Consider the following 9,706-nt stretch of genomic DNA (forward strand, 5'->3'; position numbering starts at 1 on the left):
GCGGTTTGCGTATCGGTATTCCGGTTACCGAATATGACCGTGTGAACTTCGGTTTGGCCGCAGAGCGTCTGACCGTGAACACCTACAAAGGCGCGCCTAAACGCTATGCCGACTTTATCAACCAATATGGTAAAGGCGACGGCAGTGGCGTGGGCAACTTCAAAGGCTGGTTGTACAAAGGCACCATCGGCTGGGGCCGCAACAAAACCGACAATGCCTTGTGGCCGACCCGCGGTTACCTGACCGGCGTAAACGGTGAAATCGCACTGCCGGGCAGCGACCTGCAATACTACACCCTGACCCACAACCAAACTTGGTTCTTCCCATTGAGCAAAGATTTCACATTGATGCTGGGTGGCGAAGTCGGTTATGGCAACGGCTACGGCAAAACCAAAACCATGCCGTTCTTTGAAAACTTCTACGGTGGCGGCTTAGGCTCTGTCCGCGGCTTTGAAAGCGGTACGCTGGGCCCGAAAGTCTATGACGAATACGGCGAGAAAATCAGCTACGGCGGTAACAAAAAAGCCAACGTTTCCGCAGAGTTGCTCTTCCCGATGCCGGGCATTAAAGACTCGCGTACCGTTCGTCTGAGCCTGTTTGCCGATGCGGGCAGCGTGTGGGACGACAAAACCTATACCGCGGCAGAGAGCGGTAATAACAAATCGGTTTACCTTGAAAGTGCGCACAAATCGACATTCAAAAACGAATTGCGTTACTCTGCCGGTGCTGCCGTGACCTGGCTCTCTCCGCTGGGTCCGATGAAGTTCAGTTATGCTTATCCGATTAAGAAAAAAGAAGGCGACGAAATCCAACGCTTCCAATTCCAACTCGGTACGACATTCTGATGATGTTTAGGCCGTCTGAAACCGGGTTTGTCCGTTTCAGACGGCCTCATGGCAGATTGGCGGCAGGCTTATTGCAAACCGCCCGTCTGTTTTCAAGCAAGGATTTTTATCATGAGTAAAATAGCCGGCACCCTCCGTGTCCTCGCCGTAGCCCTGCCGGGTTTCGTGCTTTTGCCGCAAGCGGCGGCGGATGGCGTACAGAAAATCGGTTTTATCAATACCGAGCGCGTTTATCAGGAATCCAAGCAGGCGCAAAGCATTCAGACGACTTTGGAAAAAGAGTTCAAAAGCCGTCAAACCGCCTTGCAAAAGCTGCAGCAGGAAGGCGAGGCTTTGGAGCGAAAACTGAGCAGCGACAAGCTCAGCGACAGCCAAAGGGAAGCGGAAACCCAAAAATGGCGCAATCTGGTACAGAAATTCCGCAAGCAGCAGGCTGAGTTGGCTGAAGACTACAACCTGCGCCGCAATGAAGAATTCGCCGCGCTCCAGCAAAATGCCAACCGCGTCATCGTCGATTTGGCCAAACGCGAAGGTTACGACTTCATCTTGCAGGACGTGATTTACGTCAACGGTCGTTACGACATTACCGATAGCGTTATCAAAGCCCTAAACGCACACTGACCCTGCTCGGCAGCGAATGCAACCATACAGACAAACCTAAGGCCGTCTGAAACCCAAACCGGCAACTTTCAGACGGCCTGACATCTTGACGGCAGATTATCATGACTTCACAAGCATACACCCTGTCCCAAATCGTTTCCCAACTCGGCGGCGAATGGAAAGGCGAAGACATCGCCATTACCGCCGTCCGTCCGTTGGATCAGGCGCAGGCGGAACACATCAGCTTTTTGGCCAACCCGAAATACAAAGCCGAAGTACACGACAGCCAGGCAGGCGCAGTGATTGTGTCGCCGAAAGCCGCAGACGAATTTGCAGGCCGCAACCTGATTGTGGCTGCCGACCCTTATCTTTATTTTGCCAAAGTGGCACGATTGTTCTCGCCGATTGTCAAAGCACAGGGCGGCGTACATCCGACTGCCGTTGTCGAGGCAAGCGCCAAAGTACCGGCAAGCTGCGAAATCGGCGCGAATGCCTATATCGGCGCGAATGCCGTATTGGGCGAAGGTTGCCGTATTTTGGCCAATGCCGTTGTCCAACACGATTGCACGTTGGGCGATGAAGTCGTGCTGCATCCCAACTCCGTCATCTATTACGGCTGCACTTTGGGCAACCGTGTTGAAATCCACAGCGGCGCCGTCATCGGCGCAGACGGTTTCGGCTTGGCCTTTGCCGGCGATTCATGGTTTAAAATTCCGCAAACCGGCGCAGTCACGTTGGGCGATGATGTGGAAATCGGTTCGAACACCAACATCGACCGCGGCGCAATGAGCGACACGACCGTCGGCAACGGCACCAAAATCGACAACCAAGTTCAAATCGGCCACAACTGCAAAATCGGTTCGCACACCGTTATCGCCGCCAAAACCGGCATTTCCGGCAGCGTCACCATCGGCAATTATTGCATTATCGGCGGCGGCGTCGGCACGGTCGGACACATCGAAATCGCCGATAAAACCACCATCGGCGGCGGCACATCCGTTACCCACAGCATTACCGAAAGCGGCCAGCATTTGGCCGGTATTTTCCCGATGTCGGGCTACAAAGACTGGGCGCGCAATGCCGTTTATATCCACCGTTTGAGCGAAATGAACAAACGCCTCAAAACGCTGGAAAAACAGCTTGCCGACAGTGACGAAGCCTAAAGGCGGCGCAAACAGTCCGCGCCCCGCATCCGAATACGTTTAAACCCAATACAAACAAGGAAAGACGAACATCATGGACGTACAACTCCCGATCGAAGCCAAAGACATTCAAAAACTTATCCCACACCGTTATCCGTTTTTGCAACTCGACCGCATTACTGCGTTCGAACCGATGAAAACCCTGACTGCGATTAAAAACGTGACCATGAACGAGCCGCAGTTCCAAGGCCACTTTCCCGACCTGCCCGTGATGCCCGGCGTGCTGATTATCGAAGCCATGGCGCAAGCGTGCGGCACACTCGCCATCCTCAGCGAAGGCGGCCGCAAAGAAAACGAATTCTTCTTCTTCGCCGGTATCGATGACGCCCGTTTCAAACGCCAAGTCATCCCCGGCGACCAACTGGTTTTTGAAGTCGAGCTGTTGACCAACAAACGCGGTATCGGCAAATTCAACGCCGTTGCCAAAGTTGACGGCCAAGTTGCCGTTGAAGCCGTGATTATGTGCGCCAAACGCGTGGTGTAAGAATGGGACAGGCCGTCTGAAAGCTTCAGACGGCATCTTGCAGGCAATACCTGTATCAGACAGCAAGGAAACAGCATGACCCTTATTCATCCGACCGCCGTCATCGACCCTAAAGCCGAACTCGACTCCAGCGTCAAAGTCGGCCCGTACAGCATCATCGGCCCCAATGTGCAAATCGGTGCGAATACTGAAATTGGCCCGCATGCCGTCATCAACGGCCATACGACCATCGGTGAAAACAACCGCATTTTCCAATTTGCCAGCCTCGGCGAAATTCCGCAGGACAAAAAATACCGCGACGAGCCGACCAAGCTGATTATCGGCAACGGCAACACCATCCGCGAATTTACGACGTTCAACCTCGGTACGGTTACCGGCATCGGTGAAACCCGTATCGGCGACGACAACTGGATCATGGCCTACTGCCACCTCGCCCATGACTGTGTGGTCGGCAACCATACCATCTTCGCCAACAACGCCTCACTCGCAGGCCACGTTACCATCGGCGACTACGTCGTCTTGGGCGGCTACACGCTGGTGTTCCAGTTCTGCCAAATCGGCGACTACGCCATGACCGCGTTTGCCGCCGGTGTACACAAAGACGTACCACCGTACTTTATGGCTGCGGGCTACCGCGCCGAACCGGCCGGCCTCAACAGCGAAGGTATGCGCCGCAACGGTTTCACGGCCGAACAGATTGCCTCCGTCAAAGATGCGTATAAAACCATTTACCATCGCGGCATTCCGTTTGAAGAAGCCAAGGCGGACATTCTGAAACGCGCCGAAACCCAAAGCGAATTGGCGATATTTAAAGACTTTTTTGCACAATCCACACGCGGCATTATCCGTTGATGGATGGATTGAAGGCCGTCTGAAACTTTTTCAGACGGCCTTTGGATTGCAAAAATCCGCGTAGTAGGGCAGGTTTCCTGTCCGTTTGCCGCCGATGCCGTCTGAAAACGGACGGGCAAATGACCGCCACAAAATCTTTTAGCTTTTAAACCTCAATACATGAATTCCAATCCTTCCCCCCTTATTGCCATCAGCGTCGGCGAAGCTTCCGGCGACTTGCTCGGCGCACACTTAATCCGTGCCATTAAGGCGCGTTGCCCGAATGCGCGGTTTACCGGCATCGGTGGCGAGCGCATGAAGGCGGAGGGTTTCGAGAGTTTGTACGATCAGGAAAAGCTGGCGGTACGCGGTTTTGTTGAGGTCATCAAACGCCTGCCGCAGATTTTAAAAATCCGCAAAGGGCTGGTAAACGATTTAATCCGCCTCAAGCCGGATGTGTTTATCGGCATCGATGCGCCGGACTTTAATCTCGGCGTGGCGGAAAAACTCAAGCAGGCAGGCATTCATACCATTCATTACGTCAGCCCGTCGGTTTGGGCGTGGCGGCGCGAACGGGTTAATAAAATCGTGCATCAGGTCAACCGCGTGTTGTGCCTGTTTCCGATGGAGCCCCAGCTTTATATCGATGCCGGCGGCAAGGCCGAATTTGTCGGCCATCCGATGGCGCAAACCATGCCCGTGGAAGCGGATAGGGAAGCGGCTCGGCAGAAGCTGGGCGTGCCTGCGGACGTGCCCGTGTTTGCCATCTTGCCCGGCAGCCGCGTGAGCGAAATCGATTACATGGCGGCGGTGTTTTTTCAGACGGCCTTATTGCTGCTGAAACGTTATCCGCAGGCACAGTTTTTGCTGCCTGTGGCGACGGCCGCAACGCGCAAACGCATTACCGAAATTTTGGCGCAGCCTGAGTTCGCCGCCCTTCCCATCACGTTGACCGACAAGCAGTCGGATACGGTTTGCACCGCTGCCGACGTGGTATTGGTTACCAGCGGTACGGCGACTTTGGAAGTGGCCTTGTGCAAGCGACCTATGGTCATCAGCTACAAGATTTCGCCGCTGACTTATGCGTATGTGAAAAACAAAATCAAAGTGCCGCATGTCGGTTTGCCCAATATTCTGTTGGGTAAAGCCGCCGTTCCCGAGTTGCTGCAACACGACGCCATCCCTGAAAAACTGGCGCAGGCCGTGGCAGACTGGTATGACCGCCCTGAGGCCGTGGCCGCGTTGGAACAGGATTTCCACGCCTTGCATCTGCTGTTGAAAAAAGATACGGCGGCATTGGCGGCAGCGGCAGTATTGGAAGAAGCCGGATTTTCAGACGGCCTGAAAGACAAGTAAGGAAAACACATGAATTTATTGGGAGCCTTGGCCAAGGTTGGCAGCCTGACGATGGTGTCGCGCATTTTGGGCTTTGTGCGCGATACGATTATTGCCCGTGCGTTTGGTGCAGGCATGGCGACGGATGCGTTTTTTGTCGCGTTCAAACTGCCCAACCTATTGCGGCGCGTGTTCGCAGAGGGCGCGTTTGCCCAAGCCTTCGTACCGATTTTGGCGGAATACAAAGAAACCCGCTCGCCCGAAGCCACGCAGGCGTTTGTACGTCATGTGGCCGGTATGCTGTCGTTTGTGTTGGTCATCGTTACCGCGCTGGGCATACTTGCTGCGCCGTGGGTAATTTATGTTTCCGCGCCCGGTTTTGCCAAAGATGCCGATAAGTTTCAGCTCTCCATCGACCTGCTGCGGGTAACGTTTCCTTATATTTTATTGATTTCACTATCCTCTTTTGTCGGTTCGATACTCAATTCCTATCATAAATTCGGCATTCCCGCTTTTACGCCGACATTTTTGAATATCTCCTTTATCGTCTTTTCCCTGTTTTTCATACCGTATTTTGATCCGCCTGTTATGGCGTTGGCGTGGGCAGTATTTGTCGGCGGCGTGTTGCAGCTGGTGTTCCAACTGCCTTGGTTGGCGAAACTGGGCTTCTTGAAAATGCCCAAACTCAGCTTTAAAGACGCAGCGGTCAACCGCGTGATGAAACAGATGGGGCCGGCTATTTTGGGCGTGAGCGTGGCGCAGATTTCATTGGTTATCAATACCATTTTTGCCTCGTTTTTGCAGTCCGGCAGCGTGTCATGGATGTATTACGCCGACCGACTGATGGAATTGCCGACCGGCGTTTTGGGCGTGGCACTCGGTACGATTTTGCTGCCTACCTTGTCCAAACACGCCGCCAGTCAGGATACCGAGCAGTTTTCCGGCCTGCTCGACTGGGGTTTGCGCCTGTGTATGCTGCTGACCCTGCCTGCCGCCGTCGGCCTTGCCGTGTTGTCTTTCCCTCTGGTTACGACCTTGTTCATGTACCGTGAATTTACGCTGCACGACGCGCAAATGACCCAATATGCGCTGATTGCCTATTCCTTCGGCTTGATCGGTCTGATTATGATTAAAGTGTTGGCGCCCGGTTTCTACGCCCGCCAAAACATCAAAACCCCCGTTAAAGTCGCTATTTTCACGCTGATTTGCACGCAGTTGATGAACCTTGCCTTCATTTCGCCGCTCAAACACGTCGGCCTGTCCCTCGCTATCGGTTTGGGCGCGTGTTTGAATGCAGGTTTGCTGTTTTTCCTTTTGCGCAAACACGGCATCTACCGTCCCGGCAAAGGTTGGGCTGCGTTTTTGGTTAAAATGGTCATCTCTTTGGTCGTCATGGGCGGTGGTTTATGGCTGGCGCAATATTATCTGCCGTTTGAATGGGTGCACGTCGGCGGCTTTAAAAAAGCAGGCCAACTCTGCGTCCTGATTGCCTTGGGCGGTGGCCTCTACTTTGTTTCCCTAGCCGCGCTCGGTTTTCGTCCGCACCATTTTCGCAGGGTAGAAAAATAAGCAGCCAGAGGGCGTATTGCTTTGGCTTCAAGACTATTCGCTAAAAAGGCCGTCTGAAACATTTTCAGACGGCCTTTTCTTGTTTTATGTTTTAACTGTAAAGCTTCGCTCCTTTTTTGACGAACTCAATCGCTTTTTCTTCCATGCCTTGCTGTTGGGCTTTTTGCTTGTCGGCGTAGTCGCGCACTTCCTGCGTGATTTTCATCGAGCAGAATTTGGGGCCGCACATCGAGCAGAAGTGGGCGATTTTTGCGCCTTCGGCAGGCAGGGTTTCGTCGTGGAAGCTTTCGGCGCGTTCGGGGTCGAGGCTTAAGCGGAATTGGTCGCGCCAGCGGAATTCGAAACGCGCTTTGCTCAGGGCGTTGTCGCGTAATTGTGCGCCCGGCCAGCCTTTGGCGAGGTCGGCGGCGTGGGCGGCGAGTTTGTAGGTGATGATGCCGGTGCGCACGTCTTCTTTGTCGGGCAGGCCGAGATGCTCTTTCGGGGTAACGTAGCAGAGCATGGCTGTGCCGTACCAGCCGATGTTGGTCGCGCCTATGCCCGAGGTGATGTGGTCGTAACCGGGGGCGATGTCGGTAACGAGCGGGCCGAGTGTGTAGAAAGGCGCTTCAAAGCAGTGTTGCAGCTCTTCGGTCATGTTTTCTTTGACGCGTTGCAGCGGCACATGGCCCGGGCCTTCGATCATGACTTGGACGTCGTGTTCCCATGCTTTGGCGGTCAATTCGCCCAAGGTGTGCAATTCGGCAAATTGAGATTCGTCGTTGGCATCGGCAATGCAGCCGGGGCGCAGGCCGTCGCCGAGGCTGAACGACACGTCGTAGGCTTTCATGATTTCGCAGATTTCGTCGAAATGCGTGTAGAGGAAGTTTTCCCGATGGTGGGCAAGGCACCATTTCGCCATGATGGAGCCGCCGCGCGATACGATGCCGGTGAGGCGGTCGGCCGTCATCGGTACATAACGCAGCAACACGCCTGCGTGCAGGGTGAAATAGTCCACGCCTTGTTCCGCCTGCTCGATTAAGGTGTCGCGCACCAAATCCCAAGTCAGGTCTTCGGCGATGCCGCCGGTTTTTTCCAAAGCCTGGTAAATAGGCACCGTACCGATGGGGACGGGCGCGTTGCGGATAATCCATTCGCGCGTTTCGTGGATGTGCGCGCCGGTGGACAAATCCATAATCGTGTCCGCGCCCCAACGCAGCGACCACACCATTTTTTCGACTTCTTCTGTCAGGCTGGAGGTAACGGCGGAGTTGCCCAAGTTGCCGTTGATTTTGACGCGGAAGTTGCGGCCGATAATCATTGGTTCGAGTTCGGGGTGGTTGATGTTGGCAGGGATAATCGCGCGTCCAGCGGCGATTTCTTGGCGCACAAATTCGGGCGTGATTTGGTCGGGGTGGGTCGGGATGTTCGCACCGAAACTTTGCCCTGCGTGCTGCTTCAAGAGCTTGGCGTATTCAGGCCGTCTGAAAAGCTCGTCCAGCTTCATGCGTTCGCGTATGGCGACAAACTCCATTTCGGGCGTAATGATGCTTTGTCGGGCGTAGTGAAGCTGGGTTACGTTTCGGCCTGCTTTGGCGCGGCGCGGACGGGTGATTTGGTTGAAGCGCAGATGGGCGGTTTTCGGATCGTGCGCGCGTTCGGTGCCGTATTCGCTGGAGAGCTTGGGCAGGATTTCGGTGTCGCCGCGTTCGTCCAGCCATGCGGTGCGGACGTGCGGCAACCCTTGTTTCAAGTCGATATGCGCCGCCGGATCGCCGTATGCGCCGCTGGTGTCATACACCGGAATTGGCGGATTGGCTTCCGTACCTTGCGCCGTGTAGGTGTCGTCCTGACGGATTTCACGCAAAGGCACGCGGATGTCGGCGCGGCTGCCTGGGATATAGATTCGGTCGGAATTGGGATATTGGAAGCGAATGCCGATGTCTTCGCTCAAGTCGGAAAGACGGCGCGCCTCATCGCCGGTTTTTTTAGCGGTAGTCATAAAAATTGCTCCTGTTTCTCGGTTATGAAATGGAAACAGGAGCATTGCTTTTTTTCAGACGGCCTTTCGGATATCTTCAATCCGTCTAAAATCACCTTTGCCGAAACTCCCCACGCAGGTATTATCCTGTTCGGGTGTAAAGGGTATTTCTCAGCCGCTCGGTTTGAAAGCAGCACCCCTGTTTCTTTATTAACGAAAATTAAACCACGCGGCCGGTTTTTTGTAAAGCAACGTTTGGATATTTTCTGTCAAAAACGCTTGACAGCAATTCCGCCTTTCTGTATAGTTACAACTCCTGACGCGGGATGGAGCAGCATGGTAGCTCGTCGGGCTCATAACCCGAAGGTCGTAGGTTCGAATCCTGCTCCCGCAACCAAATATAAAAATCCCCTGCAGTCGCAGGGGATTTTGCTTTATGCGACATTTATTGCGGATGAATTGATGGAAAGGCCGTCTGAACCATTGGGTTTCAGACGGCCTTTTACTGTCTTGCGGCGGGGGTTGGGTAAAAATACGACAGGCCTTTTTTCAGACGGCCTCTTCCGATTTGGGCTTGTTGTCGTTGCGCAGGTGTTCTTTCAAGCGTAGTAACTCTTTTTTGTCCAACCATTTATTGCGCGAACGTTGCAACAGGATCACCAATGCGGCGATTTCGTTACGCATATTGGTGCTGAGCCAGAGGAAGCCTTGCCAGTCGTAATGCAGGCGGGCGGCCGGTTTGCTTAGTTCGGCATTGAGCGAAGTATCGATGCGGATACGGCGGGCGTAGTGGCCTTTGATGAGGCGGACGGTCAGGCGCAGTTCGCGTTGGAGCTGGTTGAAGTGGCGGTCGAGCAGGCGGATTTCGCTTTCGTTGAGC

Annotated in this window: 8 protein-coding genes, 1 tRNA gene, 1 pseudogene and 1 riboswitch; of the genes and pseudogenes, 8 read left to right on the plus strand and 2 right to left on the minus strand. The window is 54.2% G+C overall.

Annotated features, from left to right (window positions below; all coding sequences use genetic code 11):
• From ACTHUT_RS09650 to murJ, 7 genes are all read left to right on the plus strand, one after another.
• The coding region (locus ACTHUT_RS09650) for a BamA/TamA family outer membrane protein (protein WP_440418757.1) at positions 1–845 on the plus strand (845 nt) is incomplete at its 5' end.
• Positions 846–956: 111 nt separating this feature from the next.
• Entirely contained in the window at positions 957–1,466 is a 510-nt protein-coding gene (locus ACTHUT_RS09655; protein ID WP_070848964.1) for an OmpH family outer membrane protein, read from the plus strand.
• A 101-nt stretch (positions 1,467–1,567) separates the two neighbouring features.
• Entirely contained in the window at positions 1,568–2,608 is a 1,041-nt protein-coding gene (lpxD, locus tag ACTHUT_RS09660; protein ID WP_049328731.1) for a UDP-3-O-(3-hydroxymyristoyl)glucosamine N-acyltransferase, read from the plus strand.
• Positions 2,609–2,681: 73 nt separating this feature from the next.
• On the plus strand, positions 2,682–3,131 hold the full coding sequence (fabZ, locus tag ACTHUT_RS09665) for a 3-hydroxyacyl-ACP dehydratase FabZ (RefSeq protein WP_003681704.1): 450 nt from the start codon (positions 2,682–2,684) through the stop codon (positions 3,129–3,131).
• 75 nt (positions 3,132–3,206) lie between these two features.
• Complete coding sequence (gene lpxA / locus ACTHUT_RS09670) at positions 3,207–3,983, plus strand: acyl-ACP--UDP-N-acetylglucosamine O-acyltransferase (protein WP_440385911.1); 777 nt, start codon at positions 3,207–3,209, stop codon at positions 3,981–3,983.
• A 159-nt stretch (positions 3,984–4,142) separates the two neighbouring features.
• Positions 4,143–5,318 (plus strand): lipid-A-disaccharide synthase, encoded by a 1,176-nt coding sequence (gene lpxB / locus ACTHUT_RS09675; RefSeq protein ID WP_440385912.1) that lies wholly within the window; start codon positions 4,143–4,145, stop codon positions 5,316–5,318.
• 9 nt (positions 5,319–5,327) lie between these two features.
• Complete coding sequence (murJ, locus tag ACTHUT_RS09680) at positions 5,328–6,866, plus strand: murein biosynthesis integral membrane protein MurJ (RefSeq protein ID WP_440385913.1); 1,539 nt, start codon at positions 5,328–5,330, stop codon at positions 6,864–6,866.
• 91 nt (positions 6,867–6,957) lie between these two features.
• Here murJ and thiC read toward each other — a convergent pair whose 3' ends face one another.
• A complete protein-coding gene (gene thiC / locus ACTHUT_RS09685; RefSeq protein ID WP_440385914.1) occupies positions 6,958–8,847 on the minus strand; it encodes a phosphomethylpyrimidine synthase ThiC in 1,890 nt (629 codons plus the stop codon).
• A 90-nt stretch (positions 8,848–8,937) separates the two neighbouring features.
• Positions 8,938–9,037: riboswitch (TPP riboswitch) on the minus strand.
• Positions 9,038–9,146: 109 nt separating this feature from the next.
• On the opposite strand from thiC, the gene ACTHUT_RS09690 reads away from it, so the two are divergent.
• Positions 9,147–9,223 (plus strand) — tRNA-Met (locus ACTHUT_RS09690).
• Positions 9,224–9,375: 152 nt separating this feature from the next.
• Here ACTHUT_RS09690 and ACTHUT_RS09695 read toward each other — a convergent pair.
• Positions 9,376–9,706 (minus strand): annotated as a pseudogene (locus tag ACTHUT_RS09695) (FUSC family protein); the annotation flags it as partial.

This window comes from Neisseria sp. P0022.S010 (assembly GCF_051956635.1).

Excerpts from the sequence above, each read along its gene's own strand:
- lpxA (WP_440385911.1), top strand. The coding sequence starts at position 3,207 with ATGACCCTTATTCATCCGACCGCCGTCATCGACCCTAAAGCCGAACTC.
- lpxD (WP_049328731.1), top strand. The coding sequence starts at position 1,568 with ATGACTTCACAAGCATACACCCTGTCCCAAATCGTTTCCCAACTCGGC.
- ACTHUT_RS09655 (WP_070848964.1), top strand. The coding sequence starts at position 957 with ATGAGTAAAATAGCCGGCACCCTCCGTGTCCTCGCCGTAGCCCTGCCG.
- fabZ (WP_003681704.1), top strand. The coding sequence starts at position 2,682 with ATGGACGTACAACTCCCGATCGAAGCCAAAGACATTCAAAAACTTATC.
- murJ (WP_440385913.1), top strand. The coding sequence starts at position 5,328 with ATGAATTTATTGGGAGCCTTGGCCAAGGTTGGCAGCCTGACGATGGTG.
- thiC (WP_440385914.1), bottom strand. The coding sequence starts at position 8,847 with ATGACTACCGCTAAAAAAACCGGCGATGAGGCGCGCCGTCTTTCCGAC.
- lpxB (WP_440385912.1), top strand. The coding sequence starts at position 4,143 with ATGAATTCCAATCCTTCCCCCCTTATTGCCATCAGCGTCGGCGAAGCT.